The sequence below is a fragment of the Haematospirillum sp. H1815 genome (assembly GCF_012102705.1).
Lineage (GTDB): Bacteria > Pseudomonadota > Alphaproteobacteria > Rhodospirillales > Rhodospirillaceae > Haematospirillum.
Genome location: NZ_JAAVTA010000005.1, coordinates 66,443 through 87,810 on the forward strand (window position 1 = coordinate 66,443; position 21,368 = coordinate 87,810).

Sequence of the window (21,368 nt, forward strand, 5' to 3'; positions counted from 1 at the left end):
GCACCCCTCCACATGGAGCCCATGAAAGGCGAAGAAGATCACTGGGTAGACCTTACGCTGGAAGAAATACTGCAACGCAAACCGGAACTGGAGGTTCATCTCGTTAGCCTAACCCAGTTTCGCCAAGCCATTGGAGACACATGGGACCGGGTTGGCGCAAAGGCTATTATGCTTGCAGAAGCAACTCTGCGTAAAGTTGCAGGACACGGGAACCCTGTACGCGTTTTTAGCGAAGAGGGCGTTTTTCTCTTGGCATTCCCACGCCTTTCAGAACTTGAAGGACGCCGGCGCGCAACTGAAGCTGCGATTGCCGTTGGACAGAAGCTGGTTGGCGCCCGATTCCGTATTGTAGGAGATGGCATGTCTGCTCCGCTTGTTTGCCTTGCATCCAACAAGGGAAACAGCCTTCTTGATGCCCAAGGAGATTTCAAAGAGCAGACGATCCTTGCCATGGAAACAGAAGCAACGCCGCTGGCAGAATCTGCGGCTGTTAACGATGCCGATTCTAGCGCGAGAACGGGGCAAGACAGCACAGACTTCTTCATTTCGATTACTTCATCCGACAGCGATGACCCTGAGTGGTCCCCTATAGACCGTGAAACAGGCAGGCACGACAATGAGATCAGCACAATCGATAAAAATAACAAGCTAAGTCAGTATAACCCAAAGTGGCGAGCCATGAAACATAAGGGCCGGAAAGAAAGCATACAGCTCGTACCCATAAATCATAAAACAAATAAAAAGGATTATTTTAATGAATGGGTTCCTATAAAAAAAGACAATATATAGTACAATAAACAACAACGAGAGATAATCATACTTACATGAAAATCCATTTCAAATAGAATGCAGAAAACCCATCCACACATTTCACTTGTCAAATAATATTCAGGACCATATATAGGACCTTCGGGAGAAATCACCGTACCTCAGTGCATACCGTCGGAATTGCCCCACGTATACACCCTGAACCTTGACCATCGGAAAAACCACATGGTTTCGCGAGTTCTGTTTGTTGACGACGAACAAAACGTTCTGTCTGCCCTTCGCCGCACATTCCACGGAGAGTTCGAGCTGGAGACAGCAGAGAACGCCGTTGAAGCCATGCGCCTTTTCCTAGATGGAGAACGCTTCGCTGTCATGGTAACAGATATGGACATGCCAGCTGTCAACGGCTTGCAGCTCCTTGAGCAGGTGCGGAAACATTCTCCGCGTACCTGCCGTATTGTCCTGACAGGAAAGCCGAACGCCGATGCCGCAACACAGCTTCTGTCAGACGGCTTGGTTTTCCGCTACCTCCTCAAACCCTGCACACCTGCAAAACTGCGTGATATTATTCGCGAGGGCATTGTTTCCTATGAACAAGCCAACCGGCGCAATAACAATGCACGGCATTTTGATACCCCAGCAGCAGAATCGCGCCATGCACGACAAACCCAAGTTTATCGTTTGCGCAACGGGGATGAGGTAGCAGCCAGCGTCCTGGATCGGGATGGACGGGTTCTTGTTACCAGTGGCACCGTTCTTGACCAGGACCTCCTGAGCAAACTCAGAAAGCTTCTGGAAGAAGGCCGTATAGGAGAAAACCTGACCATTTACAGCACCCACTGAGAAATGGAACCAGTCCTATGGTGGAGCTGACAGGTTTTTATATTGCTCTTGGTATTTCAACGGCCATAGTTCTTGCTCTTCTGCGCCGGAATGCACGGCTCTACACCGAGAATCAGAAAAGTGCCGCCGAACAGAAACGCATGGCCAGCGTCATCAATATTGCTGCAGACTGGGTTTGGGAAACAGATCGCCGGGGACGCATCACAACCATCACGCCATCGTTCACGGATATAACCAGAATCCCCGTATCCGATGTTATCGGAAGAACGCGAAGGGAGATTCTCGGGCGACCCAGCAAAAATTCCCCTCCCGGCTTGGAAAAAGCATTCCGCACACGTGCACCATTCTCAAACCTGACCTTTACCATCCCCACACCAGAACAACAGATGATGCACATCAGCATCAGCGGGGCACCCATTCTGGATCGTCACGGTCACTGGAAAGGCTACCGTGGCATCGGGAAAAACATCACCGCCGATGTTGCAGCCCGGGAAGCTGTTCAGTCTGCTGAAGCACGCCTTCACATCGCAATAGAGGGAATCGCCGAGGGCTTTGCCCTGTGCCAGACCGACGGTACCATCACGTTACGCAACAGACGATTGCGGCAGATGATTGAAAAGGCAGGGGGGCGCTTCAACAGTGCGTTCACCTTGCATGATGCACTCTCGTCATGTGCGGAGAACCCTGCCGATGTACGGGATCTGCTGGACAACTGGTTTACACGCATCATGAGACCGGTAACATTCCGCTGCCTGAACGGACAGTACTACCTTGTCCGCTTGCAGATCACTCCGGACAACAACCTGCTGGTCACTGTGGGCGACGTCACGGAACAGCAACGGGCCCAAGATGCAGAAAAGCGTCTGGAGGAAGAGCGACGACAGGCCCAGAAGCTCGAAGCAATCGGAACACTTGCCGGCGGCATAGCTCATGAAATCAACACACCAATTCAATACATAGGCGACAATGTTCGTTTTGTGGCCGGCGTGCTGCCGGAACTCATTGCCATCGCTATAGATGTGGCAGACGGTACAAACAATGATACGTCCGTACAAGCGGCAACAGAAAGATGCAGGAAGCTGGATCTTGGCTTTATTGGGCCGGAAGCCCCCTTGGCTCTTGAGCAGGCATTGGAGGGTATAGAGGCGGTCAGCAGGATCGTCATGGCAATGAAGGAGTTCTCACACCCAAGCTTGAAAGATCCCGTCCCCTTTGACCTGAATCATAATCTGCAAAGTACCATCACCATATCACGCAATGAATGGAAACTCGTTGCCGAAGTGGAAACAGATTTTGAAAATAACCTGCCCCCTGTAACTGGTTTGCCTGGTGATCTCAATCAGGTTTTCCTGAACCTGATCGTCAACGCCGCACATGCCATTACGGATCATAATGATACCCAAATGGGGAAGATCACGGTTTCAACCCGTCAGGACGGTGATTTTGTCGAGGTTAGAATTGCAGATACCGGGTGCGGTATTCCCGATGATATACGCAACAAAATTTTTGAGCCTTTCTTCACAACAAAGGATGTGGGTCGAGGAACCGGACAAGGGCTGGCGATTGCTCATGACATTGTGGTGCGCAAGCACAAGGGCCGGATTGATATCCAAAACCGTGAGGGAGGTGGTACAATCTTCGTTGTGCGAATTCCCTTTGACCCTCCATTGTCCCAGAATTATGGGGAGTCTGTTGAGACCTTCTCGGAAGAAGGACACTGGCGATGAGTCGCATCCTGTTTGTTGATGATGACCCAAGACTCCTGCAAGGGCTCAAGCGCCTGACCATAAGCCGGGGCAGCACATGGCACTGTGACTTTGCCCTTTCGGGGACAGAAGGCATGAATCTTCTGCGTCAGGGTGCCTACGATATTGTTATCAGCGATATGCAAATGCCGCGCATGAATGGTGCAGAATTCCTGGAGCAGGTTCGTATCCTGTCCCCGCAATCCGTACGCATTGTACTATCAGGCTATTCACACATAGAGAGCATTGTTTCTGTCGCGGGATCAGCGCACCAATATCTGGCCAAGCCATGTTCTTTTGAACAGCTCATGGGGGTTATCGTCCGGGCCTTGGCCCTGCGACAGTCGTTTTCAAGAACGGCCCTGCACAGTATCGCCGGCAAACTTCACGCCCTTCCCTCTCCATCAGAACGATACACGCGGCTTCTCGCACTTCTGGAGTCACCGCTTACATCAACCGATGCACTTGCGACCGTCATGAAAGACGACATTGCCATGGTCGCCGAGGTTCTGAAGCTGACAAACAGCCAGTACTTTGCCCTGACAAACACAGCAACGAGTATCGAGCAGGCAATCCGGCTTCTTGGCACCGATATCATACGCATGCTTGTTTTCAATGTCGGTATATTCAGCAGCTTCAAACTGACCGGTCCTGCTGCAATCCTTATGAGTGACTTGCAAGCACGGGCCATGCGGTTATCTACGGAATGTGCAGGACGTGCGGCCGATGCGGGATTACCCAGCACAAAGGTGCAGATGGCACGTATTGCCGGCATGCTATGTGAAATCGGCGTTCTTGTTCTGTTGAACGACATGCCCCAGTCCTACACAAAACTAGCATGCGATACGGCAGGCACCCGGCTCCGCCTTCTGGATGCAGAGCAGGAGACCATGGGCATCAACCACGCTGAACTCGGGGCCTATCTCTTGGGATTATGGGGCTTTCAGGATGATATTGTGTGGGCTTTAACCGCACTCTCACCCTGTGCACCGGCCGGGCACGATCCCGGCCCGATTGCCCCTATCCTGCAAAATCTTCTTTCTGAAGATCCACTTGAATACACCACACAGTCATTGGCCACACCAGCCTGACATCACGCACCGGACCTCAACCATTCAGACAACATCGCCTGACTATAGAGGCTGGCTACTTCACGAATAAAACGACTGAAGTCAGCGGAAGCATTATCATCAGCACAATCTGATATGGTACGAAGCGCTGCGAACGGAATCTCGTAATCCGCACAGACCTGTGCCACAGCAGCACCTTCCATTTCAACAGCAAGAGCATCAGGAAGATCTTTTCTCAGGCCGTGACTCCTTGATGCATCAGAAACAAACTGGTCACCACTGGCGATCAGCCCCTCATGCAAACGAGGCGCCTGCAAGGCAAATGTATCAACAGCATCAGTACCGACATGCCCGCCAACGTCGGCAAGAATGGTTTGGGCCGCACTCCCCAGACGCGCAGACAGCGCCTTGTCAGTCTCAAAATGACTCAGACCATACAGAGGCACTTCATGCCGTGGGAACAGAGGCGAGGCATCCATGTCATGCTGCACAAAACTATGTGCCAACACAACATCACCAACCCTCAGCCCTGTTCCTATACCACCTGCAACCCCCGTAAAGACAATCTTCTGCACACCAAAACGTTCAATCAAAACGGTTGCCGTCGTTGCTGCAGCCACCTTACCAATGCGTGAAAGCACCACGACTAGCGAATGACCATGCCAATTTCCAAGCCAGAAGTCTCGCCCAGCCACCCGCACACACTGCTTATCGGGCAAACCGTCCAGAACAGCTGCCAACTCTTCGTGCATCGCACTCATAATGCCGATCGAGGTCATGTACGCTCCCAATCTAGAAAGGATTGAGGATGAAATACGCAAAATTACATTTCTTATCAAGAAAATAAGCACATTATATGTAAAATCTATAGCGTAATTGCATCCGGACTGAGTTCAAAAACACCAAGCAAGGTAATACTGAGTTCTTCAGTATCCGTATCGCCATCTGTATCAGCATACAAGATCATACCAGAACCATCTGCGCCGTGCACACCAATATCCCAAGCCGTAAGGCGACGACGCGCAAGGGGTACGATATGCAGCGAGGTATGTTACAACTCTCTCATCTGCAAAACAAAAACCAATGATTATCTAGCCTGATGTAAAGCAAGCAGTATAATTGAAGCTGGAAACACTTTCCCACTTTGACCGGGCCCATACATGGTCGCACGCCGCGTTGTTCGCTCTCTTCAGCTTATCCTTGGCACACTCTATCTGTGGAGCCTGTCGGCAGGACACGTAATGGCACAGGATCGCGCTGCCTTGGAACGCTATTTGCACGAAGTCCATGCGCTCTTGCAAACTGATCTCTGTACACATGAGGATGAGGCACGCAATCTCCTTGCCGGAAGCCCTGTATCACAACCGAACAATCCCGTGTCCATCCCTGAAGGCAGCTTGGCGCAACGCCTGAAACAGGCTGTTGTCATGGTGGTAACTCCAGCAGACAGTGGCTCCGGATTCTTCGTAGACAAGCATCACATTGTGACCAACTATCACGTCGTCTCTTCTGCCGGCCCCGAGGGGGTTTTTGTAGTCGGTCCAGGATCGGCGGGGATACAGCGGGCCGAGATTGTTGCAACCCTTTCCGGAGAAGGGGAGACCGCTTCCGACTTCGCCTTGCTAAAAGTAAACGGATCACCCTCCCCCGGCTTTCTGCCACTTGCCGAGGGTGCTGCAGAACTGGATCACGTCATTGCAGCAGGCTTTCCCGCACTTGTACTTGGCAACGACGTTGGGTTTCGTCGTTTTATGAAAGGCGATCTATCCACACTGCCCGATGTCATCCTATCCCGTGGCTCTATCATGGCTATCCAGAACCGCAAGACAGCAGCACCCAGCATCGCACATTCCGCTTCCATCTCAGGGGGAAGCAGCGGCGGCCCCCTTGTTGATGCCTGCGGACGGGCCATAGGCATCAACACGTTTATTCGTGTTGATGTCAAACAGGCCAGCAATACCGGGTACGCCATACCGGCCGGGCCCCTGATTCAGTTTCTAAAAGGACAGGGTATCCAACCAACAATCCAGACAACACCCTGCACTAGCAACTAATCAAACCTTACTGCCCCAGAGCCCGGTCTACCTGTCGGTTCAAATCTTCTTTTTGACGCTGCAGGGCATCAAGACGCCGTTTCTTTTCCGGGACTGGTGTTACCGGATCGCTCCGCAGCTGGGCAATCTTTGCTTCCAGGGACGCTATCTCTGCCTTCAGGTCATTGTTACGCCCCTTGGCTTTCTCCAGCCTACCCTTTAACGTACGCAGCTCTTTCTCAAGCTGGGCATAGCGCTTCTCTGCAGCGGCACGATCTTCCGCAACAGATGCTTGTTCCTGCTGTGTCCGGTCGTATTCGCGTTTCTTCTGCGTGTTGAGGTCCTGCTCATTCTCCAGGGCTTCCTGCCTCTCCTTGACCCGTTCCTCATAGCCCCCGGATGCTAAATGACGAACGCCGGACAAAAAGCCGCCTTGGGCAGGATCTGTGTTGGATGCGCACCCCGCCAACAAAACAACACCAAAGGACACAACCAGTCCACGACATACCAACCGGGAAAACACTGTCTTCTCTCCTGCCCTAGCCAATACGGGATACCTTGCGACGTTGCACAAGACCATCCAGGTCTTTCTCAAGAACAGAGATCTGCTGCTCCAGACGCGATATTTCAGCATCCATTGTCGCCAGTTTCTGTTTTGAACCCTGTGTCTTCCCACGGGCAATGGCATATTCCTCGTGTCTCTTCTTCAGGTTTGCGACCGTCTGTTCCAGATACTTGGTATTGTCATCAACATCTGCAAGCTGGGTACGGGCCTTCTCGCGACTGATCTGCCCGGCTGCAATCTGCTTCTCCAGACGCTCGATCGTTTTTGTATCTGTTGCAATAACCTGGCGGCTGGCATCAATCAAATCAGCAAGCCGCTGGTTGTCAGCACGAACATCGGTGGTCATGGCTTCCAGACGCTCTTCTGTCGAAGCATACTCCTCCTGCTTGTCTGCAACATAGTATCCTGCCGCACCACCAACAGCTGCACCGGCTGCACAGCCGAAGGCAATGCCACGACCACGCTCACCACCCCCGCGACCGGAAGCCAGCACGCCAATCAACATGCCCGCCACGCAGCCCAAGGCCGCACCTTCCGCAATCGTTTGATTAAACGTTGCAGCCTGCTCACGCATGCGCTTCTCAGCCGGCGTCATGGATGACTCATCCCGTGTTGTCGCACATCCGGACAACAACAGGCTGATCCCAAGAATAAAGGCCGTTACTTTCCCCGCTACCCTCATACATAACCTCTTGCCGACTGCTACAGTTTAACAAAGTCCTCAAGCCAAGCCTTTCGGCGAATCTGCTGGTTCGTACGATATACCAGAACGTGTGATAGATGGCGATCGATATACGGTAACAGGTGAGACAAGCCCAGATTCTTCATCTCGACAACCAGAATACTCTTTTGCCGTGACAAAGTGGCCTCGTCATACTCTTCTGCTGTACGAACAACCGTATCAGCGTAATACCTCAGATTATCCTGCAAGGCCGCAGTATTTTCATCAAGCTGTTGACGGTAGCTTGATGCCCGCTCACCCTCGGGTTCACTATTGTGCTGGTTCTTCCAGATTGATTCAAGCTGGGCAACCCACTGTCCATCATCGGATAGTTTCTGCCCCAAAAAGGCTCCCATCCTGAGCGTAGTGCGTACAGCCCGGTCACGAGCCTCATCACGGGCGGCCAGATCAGCTTTCAGCCTGTTCCCTATCTCGCGCAGACGACGTTCCAGAACCGGGTCGGCGACTGTGTCAGCCAGAAGAGACAAATCCGCAGACGGTGTTTTAGCTCGTGGCCCCTCATCCCCGCCTGCTTCTGATCCCAAATGGTTCCACGCCTCCTGGACTGATTTTGCGGTGGCCCGGGACGTCAGGGCCGGAACGGACATCACAACACGGAAACCTGTTGTTGCTACCCGGCGTGGTCCTGACGCATCAAAGAAAGGAATCTCGGAACGCAGAGACGTGCGGATGTCTGCTTCTGCAGTCATGTAGTGCCCCCCACGGACGACAAAACCTCCCGGCTGACCATGATACCGTCCAGGTCGAACCAAATGAAACGTATCCAGCACAATCTCATCCAGATTACCCAGCATGTCATGCAAGCCCAACGGACCTGGCTCAAGAAGGCCGACAAACTGTGGCTTACCGTTGGCAGATTGCGTGCCGGCATACCAGGCATGGCGAGACAGCGATTCCTTGATGGGAAAAACAGGCTCGTTAAAATCCGCAGGGGATACGGATGCACCACCCTTGGCCGCATATTCCCATTCGGTCTCGGTAGGCAGACGGACAAAGCCAGCCTCATCTCCCTGACGCGGAAGAGAGTCGGGCTGTGTCTTGCGCAACCAAGTGGTCAACTTCTCGGTAAAAGACAGCGCATCGAACCAGCCAACAGCCCCCTGGGGCAACCGGCCCTGAGGTCCGGGAACAGGACAGCCGGACCCCATGACAGACTGATATTGAAGAACATTGGTTTCATAACGCGCCATCAGGAAGTAGGTCTGAACCGGGCTATCACGAAATCCCCCCGCCAACCATTCGGTTCGTGTGCCCTCAAGATAGCCGGGACCGCCGGCGGTACTGCCAAGGACAAGCCGCCTGTCACCCAAGGGGCCATCAACCGGTATCGCCACCTTTCGGAAGACCATGGCTCCGTCACATGGCAATGGAATGATGACATCATCCTGCATAGGCTTCGGATTATAGTACTTCTCATCCCATCGTGCCCACGTTGCCGATGAGGAACACAAGAAGAGCAGGAAAACAAAAAAGGACCTAGACATCACGCAGACTCTCCGCTGGCTCAAGCGCCAGAATCCGAAGCATCGCAACCGCTGCCGACAAGGCGGACAAAACTAAGGTCAGAAGGGCAGCAATCACAACGGACCAAAGATCAAGATCACACACGAACCCCTCTCCCGACAGATTGGTCGTCAAGGTTCTGTTGAACAAAGCGGCCACAATGGCATACAACACAAGTGACACAGCAATACCACATGCCGCCACCAGAAGCGCCCGCGTTACCGGGAACAGTGCTGCAGAACGACCATCAAAGCCGACAAGACGCAACAGGGCCAGATCACGCTTTCGCCGCTCGACATCGGCCCATAACCCTGCTGCCATGGACAAGACAAACCCACCCGTTGCCAGCAATGCGAGAACAGAAAAAATATAGGTCAGGACCCGGTCCACAGCCTGCACCATCTCGATATCATTGGCACGTGTTCTGACTTCCATCCCCTCCGCACGAAGACGAGCCGCCAAGGTAACAACACCATCAAGATCACGCGCAAAAAGCCGTGCACTGGCAAAAGAGCGTGTATCCATATTCGCGGGGTCTGACAGTGTATCTGCTCGTCCGTCACGCCAGTCCTCGGCGGCAACCAGCAAGGACAAGGCAACAAAGGCAGCAGGCCTTGGGAAACGATCTTCGGGCAGTATAGCGGTAACAACCAGCGGCAACTGTATGACCTGCCGTTCTCCGGATACCGTACGGGTCAAAAACCCTGTCAAGGTATCCTCTTCCTTGGCACCCAGCCGATCTGCTGCCGCCCGGCTCAGAACGATCCGGTCAAAGCCGGATGGAAAAGGCCCAACCGGCAAAAACAATGGATCACCGGGGCCAGAAGGCACAAGCTCCATCCCTTCGACAGAGCGACCAGAAGCTGTACGCACATCCAGCGTTGCCGACAGGGAACGGGTCCGCGGTATCACAAATCCAACCTCTGGCAGCGCCTTCAATTTCCCGAACCAGTCCGGACCCAGCCGATAGTTCCCGACAAGCAGAATCTCCAAATTCCGAGGATCCTGGAGAAGACGGAATCGCAGGGTCTCGACAATACCGGTTTTCAGACCCAGAAGAACCAGAAGCGGCGCCATAACCGCAGCAAGCGCCAAGATTTGGCACATCGCCACACGCCAGTCATGGCGGCAATCGGCCCACGATAACCGGATAATACGCCAGGCCATCACGGGGGAGCTCCTTTCCATGTAAAAAGGGTCCGGGAACCAGATGTATCCTGAGCGGAAGATCCAACCAGTGTTGGCAACTCCATACTGCCAACAAGGGACTGGTCGTGACTGACAAAAACCAAGGCAGATCCGGATGCTTTCGCCAATTCCAGCAACAGGGCCATGACATCAGCAGCACGAGCCGGATCAAGCGCTGCCGTTGGCTCGTCAGCAAGCACTAGATCAGGGCGATACAAAAGAGCGCGGGCCACTGCCACCCGTTGGCGCTCACCAATGGACAGAGCCGAGGGCATCAGGGATACAAGGGAGCGCAAACCAAGCACATCAAGCAGATAACCTTCCCACGCAGGATCCAAGACAAACGCCTCTCGCGCTGAAAGCCGTATGTTGGCCAAGACATCCACGAAAGGCAGCAATCCCCCGGTCTGGAGAATATAACCAAGACGTTCGGCCCTAAGCCGGGCCAAGACATCCTCCTGCCCCAGCGCCCACAAAGCTGGGATATCAACACCCCGGACCTGGAAGGTGCCTGCCGATCCCGGTTGCAGAACCAAGCCAAGGATATCCAGCAAGGTACTTTTGCCACAACCACTTGGCCCTGTCACAATCATTGCCTGCCCGGAAGACAAGGTCAGGGACGGAAGGACGAAACGAAATCCCCCGCGAGACCCTTCCAGGGACTGGATATCAAGAACACGCGTGCTCACGGCATAGCATCCAGAGGAACCGGATACACCGCCTCTCCGGGATCAAGACCGCCATCCAAGGAAACCCAGCGGCTGACATCATCATTATACACCTGGTACAGGCGGAGTTTCCGTTCTATTTCGTCAAGGAAAGCCTGTTGCTGGCTTATGCTCCAGCTTGACCATGTCTGTTGGTCAAGGTCCAGAACCTTGGACCTATAGGGCAGGTCGTCCAGATATTCACCAAGCAACCCCAGATCCGCCAACCGACGAGCCTTGTCACGTTTCACAATGTTGGGATCGCGACCCAGCGTTGCCGCAACAGACCGCAGTTGGGCAAAGAAATCGCCCGGTGACAGTTGCGCCGCCTGCCCTGCCGTACTGATTGTCTGCAACACCTGCCGCAAATCCGAAAGCTGGTTCCGGGTCAGCAGAACGCGAACTTCAGTTGTTGGTATCTCAGGATGTTCAAGGTCACGGTCGGCAATCCATGCCGAAAAGAGAGGCGGAGCCTGTGTTCCTTCCGTACGACCAAGCCAGGCCAGCTGCATGGCATGCCCCAACATGGCCGCGTCCTGACGAACACGCGACAGACTACCTCCTGATTGCACATAGCCGGGATCTGCTGTCCGGGCAGCACCCGGAACCGACTCACCGCGCCGGGCAGCACCAACCTGCTCGACAATCGCATCACCCAAGGCATCCACCATTGCACCAAAAACATCCACAGCCCCTGATTCAACAGGATAATACAGTGGACGCTGCAAAAGGGGATGACGGGTCAGATCCTTGTACTGGGCCTCCGCTTCAGCATGATTGGCTTTCCCGGCCGGGGTTTTCAGGTGAAGGGCATAAACGGCAAGCCCGCGGTGCTGGGCCTCAAGCCGAACCTGGGCCGCATCCAGTCGGGTTGACGACAGGGGATCCTGACCCCGCAAGGCACCGGCATCGGTGATAAGGATCACATACCGCCCACCGAAAGAAGACCATTGGATACGCTCCACTGCCGTCATGATACCGGCATAGGCATCTTCGGAAAAACGCGCAGAAGACACAGTTGCCGCCTTCAAGTCCGCAACACGATCCAGGAATTCTTTACCGCTGCGCACCTCGGATGGATCGGCAAACACCTTGGATACATAGTCCAGTTCCGGGGTGCGATCGACATTGGAACGAAAGGCAATCATGCCGAATCGCACCTGATCCAGAAGCCCTGCCTTCTCGATATGACCGTAAATTCGCCGCACCGCTTCACGAGTACGGTCAATGTAGGGGCCCATTGAAACTGTGGAATCAATCACAAAAACAACAGCGGCCGTAAAGTTCCGCAACGCGCTGACACCCCCGGGAGAAGGTGTTGGCGCGGCAACAGCCTTGCCCCCATCACGACTGACGGAAGCAATTTCCAGCATCCGAACACGGTGCCCATGGCCGCTGAAGGTTTCCTCCGCCTGAAGGATGGGAAGAAGGTAAAAATGACTGGCAAGGTCAACGTAGTTTTCAGGCTCTACAGACACGATATGGGGATCATGCCCACCTGCCAGCACCGCCTTGCGCAAGGGATCGATGCGCAGGGCCGGTTGATCGGCTTCAACAACGGAGGCAAGGCTGTCCCTGTCCCGGAACAACAACGCCCGCTCGCGCCCGGACGGATTGGTGAAGGCCAATGTCAGCTGCTGTTTCCAAGGTAATGTAAATCCAGCCTCAACCCAGCCATCGACCTGGCCGTTGGCTGTCAGGCCAACTTCAAGCCAGGGAACATCGCCTATTATCTTGCGGTCATAAACATAGAAACGGGTCAGGGCCGGCTGTTGCATGCCCGGCCCATCACCCGGACTGCGCTTGAGGACAGTACCCGGACGGGTCAGCACCCTTTCATAAAGGGTTGTCTTGCCCGGCATGATCAGGGGAGAACGTGCGTATGCGGTAAGTGCCTGACCAACACACAGGATCACGGTAAAGAACATCAGCATGCGAACTGACGCGCGATAAATGGCAACTTTGGCCCGCACCATCCTACTCTCCCAGATCACGCAGAACAGACTTCGCCACGTCATCACCAGAGGCCGCAGCCTTGCGCAACCAGTCCAGACCTTTTGCGCGACCATAACCATTCGGATCAAGAGCAAGAAGAATCTGGCCCAGCCTTCTTTGGGCTTCTGCATGACCGGACAGCGCAGCCGGCTCGTACCAATAAGCTGCTGTTTCCGCATCCGGCTTTTCAATCGGGCTGGAACCTGGCTGATGTGTTTCGGGATCATAAAACCGCCCCAAGGCCAGAGATGCACCAGGGTGCCCCGACCGTGCAGCGTACCGGTAGGCCAACATCGCCAGATCAGCCTTTTCACGGCGCATCAGGTCATCCGCTAAATCTACGGCCTCATCCACAGAAGGTGAGCTGCCAAGAAATGCGGCCAGATCCTCGCGCGTTTTTACATCCGCTGGCGCGGTACGGTGCCCCCCATCCTGTGCAGGCTGAAGAACAAAAGAATCTGACGGGGTATGAGAATCATCCCAGTACCAGAAACCACCGGCAACGACACACAAGGCCAGAACAAGAGCTGCGGGCAGCAGGAACTTTGCCAGAGAAGAACCCGAACCGGAGACCGGGAGCGATTCTTTGGCAGGAATATCGGGAGCCGGATCAGACAGGACTACCGGCTCCATCACTATCGGCTCAGGTAATAGCTGCTCTACATGCGGAGCCGGAGCATCCGCAACAGCAGCATGTGATGGATACAGACCTGTCACGCCCTGCACACCACGGGCCATAATCCCCGAGCTTTCGACCGTCAGCTGAATACGGGCATTTGGCGGCAAGACAGCAAGACAATCCGTAATAAGCGGACCAAAAAAGGCTCTTCCCGTGCTGTCAAAATGCACATCGTGCCAGCACTGCTCGGCCTGCCAACCCCCGCAGGAGTTCAGAAAATCCTGACCCTGGTTACGCAGGATCTGCAAACGCCCATTTCCCGCTGGCAGCCCGGACACCTTGAGAACAGTATACCCTGGCCCACGCTCGATATCGGGGACAAGTTCAGCTTTTGACACCATAAACAACGGTTCCATCTCTCAGGAGACAGGCGCCCCCTTCATACGATCCAGAAGGCGTCCCAAACGACGATTATGCTCCGGCCCAATCTCGCTGCCGGCAAGATGACCGGCATTGGACACAGCCATTTCACGAAATGCATCTATCCAGTCGACCAAATACAGCGCTGGATAGTTGATCGGTGCGTCTGGCAGATCAGGAGGATCAGCCACAGGAGCAGGGGCAGAGAACAGACGACGCCCCGCAATATGAGAGGAAACAGGCCGCTTGTCGGTAGGGATACCCCCAAAGCCAAGCCAGTCTAGCCAAGATCCAAGACATGTTGCCGCAACCAATGTCTGCCGATCTGCCAGTTGCCCACGGGTTGTCGAAGCCCTTTCCTCGGCTTCCCGCAGGGCATCGATCAGCTGAGCCTCCAGGCGACACCGTGTCATACCTGTTATTAGCTCATCGACCAGAATTTGCAGGGTGTCCCCGGTCATACCCAGAAAACGGTGCATCTGCATATTGGCGGGAATATCGCGTATACTCCGCATCCAGTCAGACATGACAGCACGGGCATAGCGAGCTGCCCGCCCCCCCTTCCCGGGTGAGGAGGCGGGGGCAGGGTCGGTGACAACCGGGCCGAAACCAGACAGATCAAGGCTGAACAGACTCCCTGTCTCCAGATCAGCATGATCCTGCCCTTCGTCAGCACCTGTTTCTTCCAGGTCGTAATACAACGTACGCAGCCGTTCATGTGTTGGCTGCAAGGCATGAAGAAGCTCGCCAAAACGGTCAAGCCGCTGCTGCAAGGCAATCTGCACCTGACGAGCCAGCTCCTGTTTGTGAGCAACGGCGCCCTCACCATCAACCTGATAGAAAGGACCAAGAACAGATGAGACCAGACGCCCACGGATATCGGACACCTGCTCGGCAATACGTCCCAGCTTTACATCCGGTTTTGCCACCGTACCCAGATAGGCCGCCAGACGCGCCATACCTCCATCATCAAGCGTCAAAGCCGAATCCCACGCCGTAGCAGGTTCACGGACATGGCGCCTGACGCTGGCATCCTCAACAAAGGTACCACGCATGGCCGCAAGACGTTGCTCCTGTCCTTTGGCAAGGGCAACTTCCTGCCGTCCCTCCATTTCAATAACGCCCGGAGCCATTCCGGGTTTACGCACAAGAAACACCGTGTCAAAGGGCTGATTCGGGGCCCAAGTGTTGACCCATTCAAACTGTTCGAACTTCTCCAACAACGTCAGGCGCATCATCCCGCCCCATCCCTCGCGGATCAGATCCATGGTTTCATCAGGGCGAGGTTTCAGACGCTCATCAAACATGGTGATTGTCCACACCAACCCGGAATCCCGGCGGGAACGTTCTTCTGGTGTCGCCCCCTGCGTTGACTCGATCCATGCCTGCAACGCCGGCCCCAGATCATTGACATCGGACTGCTTGTGGCAAGGTGTGCACAAGACCAAGGCATTCATTTCCTGATCTTCGGTATACCGTTCAAAAAGGTAGGCAACCTTGCCACGCAGAACAAGTTCCGCAACCGGGTCACGGCCTTCAAGACGCTCTGCCACATCGGCCAGACGCCCCACATTCAGGCGACCGCGGTACCCGGGAAAATCAAGCAGATCAACCTGTTCAAGCAGGGAAGCCTGCGGTGGGTCCGCCAAGCAAAAAATCATCTCGCAGGCCAAGGTCGCCAGAACGGGACGAGCAACAGCAACAGCACTTTCTTTCGCCGAGTCCTGATGGGTTACAACCTGAACCATCCCCATGCCATCTCGCCCGAGCCCTGCCAACATATCAACATTCATGATGCTGTTTTTCTGGCTGAATCCACCCGCTCCATCCGGCACAACCAAGGCATCCAGTGCGGCAAAGACCCGTGGAGCATGACCGATTGACCGCAACGTCTCTGCCAGATGGACCCAGACAGCTGTTAATTCCGGAATATCACCCCACAACAGAGAGAATAGCTCCGCCCGACCCCGTGTATCCAAGCGGGGGGCAAGATCTACAGCCCGCAACCAAAATCCAGCCTTGTACGGCTCCATGTCACGCGGAAAACGACTGTTGAAATAATCCATCAGATCAACAACATCAGAAGCTCCCATCCCCCCTGTTGGACTAGGTGATGACTTACGGGCAACAGCATCCAAGCGCAGGGCGATAACAGCCGGATCCGAACAGACGCTGACCTTCTGACGATCAAAGTCCATAAAGAAGCTGTTACCAATAATCCGGACCAGATCCGCTTCGCTGAAAAGACGCAAGGCAACAGGAAAACCCGCTGGTGTTGGCAGACGACGGCGCGTGAAGCGGGTGACGATGCCGGTTGCTTCCTTGCCTCCTCCTGGTGGATTAATATGGGCAATGAAGTTCAGTCGCTGACCATCCATATCTGTTTCAAGGGCCCCGCCCTTTCCACGGGCCAAGGCCGATATCAGATAAGATTTCCCCGCTTGGGACAGACCGAAAAAGCCAACAGCCACGGGCTGTGCCACAGCGGCAGCCAATCTTCTGGCACGACCACCCTCGCGGTGCAGATGAATACTGATTCCATCTGCCTCCCGGTCAAGCCGCGCACTGTCCGGCCGCACGTCCCGAACCCAAGAAATTCCTTCGTCCACGCCATCGGCAAGTGCCTTGCAGGCCTCAACCAATCCCTCGGGAGTAGCCGTCACAACTGCGGGCCCTTTACTCACCGTCTGCCTCCATCAACCAACAACACTGCCAGTATCCAGCCAATAGCTGTCTTCACCAATTCCCTGTGTCAACAAGGTGAAAAGGCGGATCTTCAGGGCATCCCGACTGAATGTCTGCCCGTCGCGGTCACCTCCTCTCACTGAAATCCGGCCGATTTCCAGTTTTTCAGCCCGACCGCGACCGGGGCGCAAGGTAACATCCAGCACCGTAGCATCGCCTTGGCCACCACCATATAAAGCCGTATCAGCCTTGCGATTATTTCTGTTGAAATCAATCAGGTATAATGGACTTGCTCCCCAACGAGGAGCCGAAAGCTGGCGGAAACCAAGAAGGGTCCGCCCCCGAATTTCAAAACTGACATCCTCGGGCAACTGATAGTCAGGATTATCCCAGTCAATATCGCGATAATAGATATCCTCGTCCTTGATAAGACGATTGCTGTCCATCAAGCCAACATGACGCACAGTGGAATACAAACGGAATACATTGGAACGGAAGAAGAAGCCGGGAATACGCCCCTGCCCCAGAACACAAAGCATGGCCCCGACAGCTGCCGTTGTCTTGGGATCATCGATGCGGGCATTACGGTGGAAGGGATACCACGTTCCCGTCCGATAACCATGCAGAACCACCAGACGATCCGGAGGCAACGCAAGCAGACTGCGGAACAGGGCCTGCACGCCCGGCAAGCGGGATGGACGCCCTGACAAAAGAAAGACATCACAGTCATATGCATAAACAAGTTCACACAAAGCCTGCACCGGCTTGCAAATCTCCATACCGCCGCTCAGGAACAAACGGTGCAGACGCCCCGGGTCGACAACAAGACGAACGGCCAAGAAGTTGAAGGGTAGCCCTCCTCCCCCTTCTGCACGTGCAACACCGGCGGCAAACCAGCCAAGCAAATCTTCAGGCACAGAAGGATCACCCTGTCCTCCGTCTGCCAACAGTTCTGCTACTGTCAAAGACTGTACATCTGCCCCGACAACGGGGTCATGGGCCTCACACCTTTTCAGAACCTGCAAGGCCAAAGGATAAAGAACCTGGAGTGTCAGCTGCTGGCGCTTGACCTGATCGGGAACCGGAACAGCCTCATTCCCGGCAAGACGCGACAGGACAACAGCCGGCGTTACAACACCGTGATCCTTCAGAGCCTGCTCAAAGGCAGGAAGAATCACCTTACGAATCACATCAAGAACAATATCGTCGCCGGCGATCTTAAAGCCATCGCGGAACCGCTGTTCCGGCAGGATATAAACATTGCCCCCACGGCCATCATCCAAGGTGTAGTCAGTCACCACAAGATCAGTGGTACCGCCACCAATATCGATTGTTGCAACCCGCAGGCGACGTCCCGGATCATCGGCACGGGGCTTACGCATGACGTGGAAGAAGTCTTCCGGTCTGCCACCGAAATTGTTGACCGTTTCCGAATACAGCCACACGGCCTGCGCACAAGTGGCCTCATCCCACTGGATACGCCGCTCTGGCAAGGGCGGCCAGCATGCATCCTGCTGCTCCCGGGTATTGGTGTCCGGGTCTCCCGGGAACCATCCCATGGAACGCCAAACAAGACCAACGGCCTGTTCCAGGGCATCGTGAAAAATCTGTTGTTCCGGACGGGGCATGGAGGGAGGAACCGTCAGAATAACAGAACGGAGACGGCGTGGCAGGTTGGCATGGCTCATCTTCAGGCGTTGGCCGGTACTGTTCATCTGCACCAGAGCCTGAACCAGCACCTCAGCCAACATGAATGTCATCAGCGCACTGCGACTGTAGTGCGGCACAAAAACCTGGATCTGCTCCTCTGGCAGCAGGGTAAACAGCGCCTTTCCTTCTTCATTGATCAGGTTCCCGAAGGGAGCCGCCGTTGCAAGAGGTTCTGTTTCAGAGCGGTTGAAAGCATCGTTGAAACGCCAGCCAGACTCATAGCGTTCGTCATCCCACAGATACCTCTTGGGGCTTGAAAGGCCGGTCGATCCCTCACTGCCCTTGCGTCGCGCAGCCAACCGTGCTGCCTCGGGCCCGACGCGGGCAAGGGTTGGCCACAGGAATGCATCGTTACGGCCCGAGAGAACCGATTGATCAACCCGGCCAAAACTTGCCTCGGCAAACTCCAGACGGCTTTCGAAAGGATCTGTACACACCTGATGGGCACGCCCCAGATCCCGCAGTTCAAGCGTATAGCTCAATTTCAGGCCGTTTGCCTGCTGGGGATGATCCTCGATCAGAATGCCGCAGGTGCGTGAATTACCAACATCCAGAACCATATCAACCGGAATGGACGGCAAAACATCATCGAAACGATTGGACAGGATCTTGATGCGCGGAGGACGAACCAAGGATCCAATCAAACTTATGATATTCAGATAATGGGTATAGTGCAGACCAGCCTTGATACCCGCCTCAATATCCTCACGCGACAGGCGCAGCCGGGTGGCCGCACTGTCCGAAAACTCCTGCTCCAGCCAGCCGGAAACCCACCTCTGGGCCATAAACCAAGCAGGATCCTCACCCTGCCAGGCCAAGGCAAAACGCACACCCCCTTCGACATCACCCAGTGTCGGCGCCAGATAGGCCGTCCCCACGCGTTCCTCTGTTACACTGGTATCAAAGGCCAGAACAAGACGATGTGTATATCCATTGCGATCCTGTCCAGACTCAAGGGGGAAAAGGCGTGCACGGGCCCAATTAGCCGGCCCTTGAACAAACGTTGTGGCCTGCTGGCGCAGGAACGGAACAGGAAGCCATGCATCAGACAGCAGAGCAAAACTGTCTCCCACAGATGTCTCAAGTTCCGAATGGTCCTGCATTGGCAAACGCGACCGAGGATGAAGTGTTGCATCCCGAACAGGATCATTCTCCAGCCGAACAGGTACCGGGCTTTCCGCCACCCGGGCGAAACGACCGGGGGCCTCACGGCGGGCATCAAGCGTCAAACCAAAATCCACAAACTGGATCCCGGTTCGCATGATCAGCGTGATTTCCTCTTCCGACCGCCGGGTAACATCCGCCAGCATGACTATCCTTTCTCAGAAACTCAGGGCCATATTTCTATAAACATTCGGGCAACTTGATCAGTGACCGGACTGACGCCCTATATCAACATGGTACCGTGCTCCATCGGGATTAACGCCCTGACACCGGGCTTTGCCGTTTGTATCACGATCACACACAACCTGTGACGGCGCGAACTCGCGACCATCGGGACAGCGGACAGATTCTGCCTGATCGATGTGCAGACGCCCTTGGTCCATGCGAGCATTTCCGGGACCTGTACAAACCACGCCGTCACCGCGACGAATGGTCATGGTTCCAGCACCTTTGTCAAAAGAATATTCCACGTCCAGAGGTAAACTGGTAGCACCATCAACCAGACCAGTATGGGAACGCCATGTTCCATTGAGGAAATCAGTCTGTCCGCTTTGCAGCGCCTCAGGTGGAATATGCAGGGCCTCTGCAGCAGAGGAAGCCTCATCGGGCGAAACAGGCGGCGGTGAACTTCCCTCCTCTGGTGATGATCCGGATTTGTCGGTCTCATCCGCTCTGTCTGCAGGCGAGGATTCAGGGGGAGAATCACTCTGTCCTTTATCTGGTTCCACAAGCTGTTCTGTCCCGCCGGATGGGGACGGGGCTGTCATGTCACCTTGTCCCGAATCAAGGGCAACCGCTTTTCCGCTGGCACCATCAACGACAACAGCCTGCCGGAATGGAAGAAACGGAATAATGGAGTGTTGATCTTCAAGAAGGGGCCCTGACAGCCAAGACGGCAACAAGCCCCTCTTTTCCTCAGGAAGGGACAACGCCCACCAACGCATAAACCAGATCAGAAGCAGCAGAAACAGCAAAACAAGAGGAACCGCCAGCAGAAACCACAACCACCATGGCCACCCGGATGGCTGGGCTATTTGTACAGGCGATATCGGGGTCTGCGCAGAAGACAAGGAAAGACCGGTCAAGACATCTATCCCACCCGGTACAGCCAATGGCGAGAAACCCCAGAATGTCACCACAGGCTGTCCATCCACCAGATAAATATGTGTTTCATCCGGAATAAACAGGGCAAACGGCAACAAGCGGGCAAACAGCTCAAAGTCTCTGGACATGGCGGGCCGATCCGCCAAAAGACCAGCGTGAGATGAAACACAGTGACGTGCAGACTGAAGCCTCGGAAGGACTGCTTTCTGTTCCTGCAACGTCGCAGCGGACCAAGGTATAACCCTTGACCCTGAAGGCGCATACCAGTCGATTGTCACACCATCAGCCCTGATTTGAGGGATAGCCATCAGGGAGGCAACATCATCTCCGATCTGGCGTCTGATGGTTGACCGCATTTGCAAGGCTGTCGAAAACAAAGAGGTTCCCGAAATACCCAGCATACAAAAATCACGCAGGGAACCCGTTCGCAACAGCGGACCTGTACCGTTCTGATCATGTGCCATTGTATCCCTGCCCCGGGCTCTGTCAGCTTTCAATGTTGTCATC

At 54.7% G+C, this 21,368-nt stretch carries 16 protein-coding genes; 5 read left to right on the plus strand and 11 right to left on the minus strand.

Annotation, left to right across the window (positions count from 1 at the left end; translation table 11 throughout):
• Positions 1–21: 21 nt before the first annotated feature.
• From HEQ60_RS05950 to HEQ60_RS05965, 4 genes are all read left to right on the plus strand, one after another.
• On the plus strand, positions 22–789 hold the full coding sequence (locus HEQ60_RS05950; protein WP_168070535.1) for a hypothetical protein: 768 nt from the start codon (positions 22–24) through the stop codon (positions 787–789).
• A 204-nt stretch (positions 790–993) separates the two neighbouring features.
• Complete coding sequence (locus HEQ60_RS05955; RefSeq protein WP_168070537.1) at positions 994–1,611, plus strand: response regulator; 618 nt, start codon at positions 994–996, stop codon at positions 1,609–1,611.
• A 17-nt stretch (positions 1,612–1,628) separates the two neighbouring features.
• The gene (locus HEQ60_RS05960) at positions 1,629–3,338 is read left to right on the plus strand and encodes an ATP-binding protein (protein ID WP_168070539.1); all 1,710 of its coding nucleotides are present in this window, start codon (positions 1,629–1,631) and stop codon (positions 3,336–3,338) included.
• The gene (locus tag HEQ60_RS05965; protein ID WP_168070542.1) at positions 3,335–4,447 is read left to right on the plus strand and encodes an HDOD domain-containing protein; all 1,113 of its coding nucleotides are present in this window, start codon (positions 3,335–3,337) and stop codon (positions 4,445–4,447) included. The genes HEQ60_RS05960 and HEQ60_RS05965 overlap by 4 nt, the downstream gene beginning before the upstream one ends.
• Before the next feature lie 2 nt (positions 4,448–4,449).
• Here the strand turns inward: HEQ60_RS05965 and HEQ60_RS05970 are convergent, their stop codons facing one another.
• Positions 4,450–5,205, minus strand: coding sequence for a 5'-methylthioadenosine/adenosylhomocysteine nucleosidase (locus HEQ60_RS05970; protein WP_168070545.1), 756 nt, complete (start codon positions 5,203–5,205; stop codon positions 4,450–4,452).
• A gap of 381 nt (positions 5,206–5,586) precedes the next feature.
• Here HEQ60_RS05970 and HEQ60_RS05975 point away from each other — a divergent pair, with 381 nt between their 5' ends.
• Positions 5,587–6,480: a S1 family peptidase gene (locus HEQ60_RS05975; protein ID WP_168070548.1), complete on the plus strand. Its 894-nt coding sequence runs from the start codon at positions 5,587–5,589 to the stop codon at positions 6,478–6,480.
• Between the two features lie 7 nt (positions 6,481–6,487).
• Here HEQ60_RS05975 and HEQ60_RS05980 read toward each other — a convergent pair whose 3' ends face one another.
• From HEQ60_RS05980 to HEQ60_RS06025, 10 genes are read right to left on the minus strand one after another with little or no spacing between them, the layout of a single operon-like run.
• The gene (locus HEQ60_RS05980) at positions 6,488–6,982 is read right to left on the minus strand and encodes a hypothetical protein (protein ID WP_168070551.1); all 495 of its coding nucleotides are present in this window, start codon (positions 6,980–6,982) and stop codon (positions 6,488–6,490) included.
• 16 nt (positions 6,983–6,998) lie between these two features.
• On the minus strand, positions 6,999–7,706 hold the full coding sequence (locus tag HEQ60_RS05985) for a hypothetical protein (protein WP_168070553.1): 708 nt from the start codon (positions 7,704–7,706) through the stop codon (positions 6,999–7,001).
• 20 nt (positions 7,707–7,726) lie between these two features.
• Positions 7,727–9,250 carry a formylglycine-generating enzyme family protein gene (locus HEQ60_RS05990; RefSeq protein ID WP_168070556.1) on the minus strand — a complete coding sequence of 508 codons (1,524 nt, stop codon included), beginning with the start codon at positions 9,248–9,250 and terminating at the stop codon, positions 7,727–7,729.
• Complete coding sequence (locus HEQ60_RS05995) at positions 9,243–10,436, minus strand: ABC transporter permease (protein WP_168070559.1); 1,194 nt, start codon at positions 10,434–10,436, stop codon at positions 9,243–9,245. Before HEQ60_RS05995 ends, HEQ60_RS05990 begins: the two co-directional genes overlap by 8 nt.
• Positions 10,436–11,146 (minus strand): ABC transporter ATP-binding protein, encoded by a 711-nt coding sequence (locus HEQ60_RS06000; protein WP_168070562.1) that lies wholly within the window; start codon positions 11,144–11,146, stop codon positions 10,436–10,438. Before HEQ60_RS06000 ends, HEQ60_RS05995 begins: the two co-directional genes overlap by 1 nt.
• Positions 11,143–13,140 carry a vWA domain-containing protein gene (locus HEQ60_RS06005; RefSeq protein ID WP_245183793.1) on the minus strand — a complete coding sequence of 666 codons (1,998 nt, stop codon included), beginning with the start codon at positions 13,138–13,140 and terminating at the stop codon, positions 11,143–11,145. The genes HEQ60_RS06000 and HEQ60_RS06005 overlap by 4 nt, the downstream gene beginning before the upstream one ends.
• Before the next feature lies 1 nt (position 13,141).
• The gene (locus HEQ60_RS06010) at positions 13,142–14,179 is read right to left on the minus strand and encodes a tetratricopeptide repeat protein (protein WP_168070565.1); all 1,038 of its coding nucleotides are present in this window, start codon (positions 14,177–14,179) and stop codon (positions 13,142–13,144) included.
• Positions 14,180–14,197: 18 nt separating this feature from the next.
• Positions 14,198–16,882: a putative virulence factor gene (locus tag HEQ60_RS06015; protein ID WP_168070568.1), complete on the minus strand. Its 2,685-nt coding sequence runs from the start codon at positions 16,880–16,882 to the stop codon at positions 14,198–14,200.
• Positions 16,883–16,894: 12 nt separating this feature from the next.
• Entirely contained in the window at positions 16,895–19,903 is a 3,009-nt protein-coding gene (locus tag HEQ60_RS06020; RefSeq protein WP_168070571.1) for a virulence factor SrfB, read from the minus strand.
• A 57-nt stretch (positions 19,904–19,960) separates the two neighbouring features.
• The gene (locus HEQ60_RS06025) at positions 19,961–21,367 is read right to left on the minus strand and encodes an SrfA family protein (RefSeq protein ID WP_168070573.1); all 1,407 of its coding nucleotides are present in this window, start codon (positions 21,365–21,367) and stop codon (positions 19,961–19,963) included.
• Between the last annotated feature and the right edge of the window lies 1 nt (position 21,368).

Coding starts and splice junctions, on each gene's coding strand:
- HEQ60_RS05955 (WP_168070537.1), top strand. CDS start 994: ATGGTTTCGCGAGTTCTGTTTGTTGACGACGAACAAAACGTTCTGTCT.
- HEQ60_RS05995 (WP_168070559.1), bottom strand. CDS start 10,436: ATGGCCTGGCGTATTATCCGGTTATCGTGGGCCGATTGCCGCCATGAC.
- HEQ60_RS05990 (WP_168070556.1), bottom strand. CDS start 9,250: ATGTCTAGGTCCTTTTTTGTTTTCCTGCTCTTCTTGTGTTCCTCATCG.
- HEQ60_RS05965 (WP_168070542.1), top strand. CDS start 3,335: ATGAGTCGCATCCTGTTTGTTGATGATGACCCAAGACTCCTGCAAGGG.
- HEQ60_RS06020 (WP_168070571.1), bottom strand. CDS start 19,903: ATGCTGGCGGATGTTACCCGGCGGTCGGAAGAGGAAATCACGCTGATC.
- HEQ60_RS06025 (WP_168070573.1), bottom strand. CDS start 21,367: ATGACAACATTGAAAGCTGACAGAGCCCGGGGCAGGGATACAATGGCA.
- HEQ60_RS05960 (WP_168070539.1), top strand. CDS start 1,629: ATGGTGGAGCTGACAGGTTTTTATATTGCTCTTGGTATTTCAACGGCC.
- HEQ60_RS05975 (WP_168070548.1), top strand. CDS start 5,587: ATGGTCGCACGCCGCGTTGTTCGCTCTCTTCAGCTTATCCTTGGCACA.
- HEQ60_RS05985 (WP_168070553.1), bottom strand. CDS start 7,706: ATGAGGGTAGCGGGGAAAGTAACGGCCTTTATTCTTGGGATCAGCCTG.
- HEQ60_RS05950 (WP_168070535.1), top strand. CDS start 22: ATGAAAGGCGAAGAAGATCACTGGGTAGACCTTACGCTGGAAGAAATA.
- HEQ60_RS06010 (WP_168070565.1), bottom strand. CDS start 14,179: ATGGTGTCAAAAGCTGAACTTGTCCCCGATATCGAGCGTGGGCCAGGG.
- HEQ60_RS06005 (WP_245183793.1), bottom strand. CDS start 13,140: ATGGTGCGGGCCAAAGTTGCCATTTATCGCGCGTCAGTTCGCATGCTG.
- HEQ60_RS05970 (WP_168070545.1), bottom strand. CDS start 5,205: ATGACCTCGATCGGCATTATGAGTGCGATGCACGAAGAGTTGGCAGCT.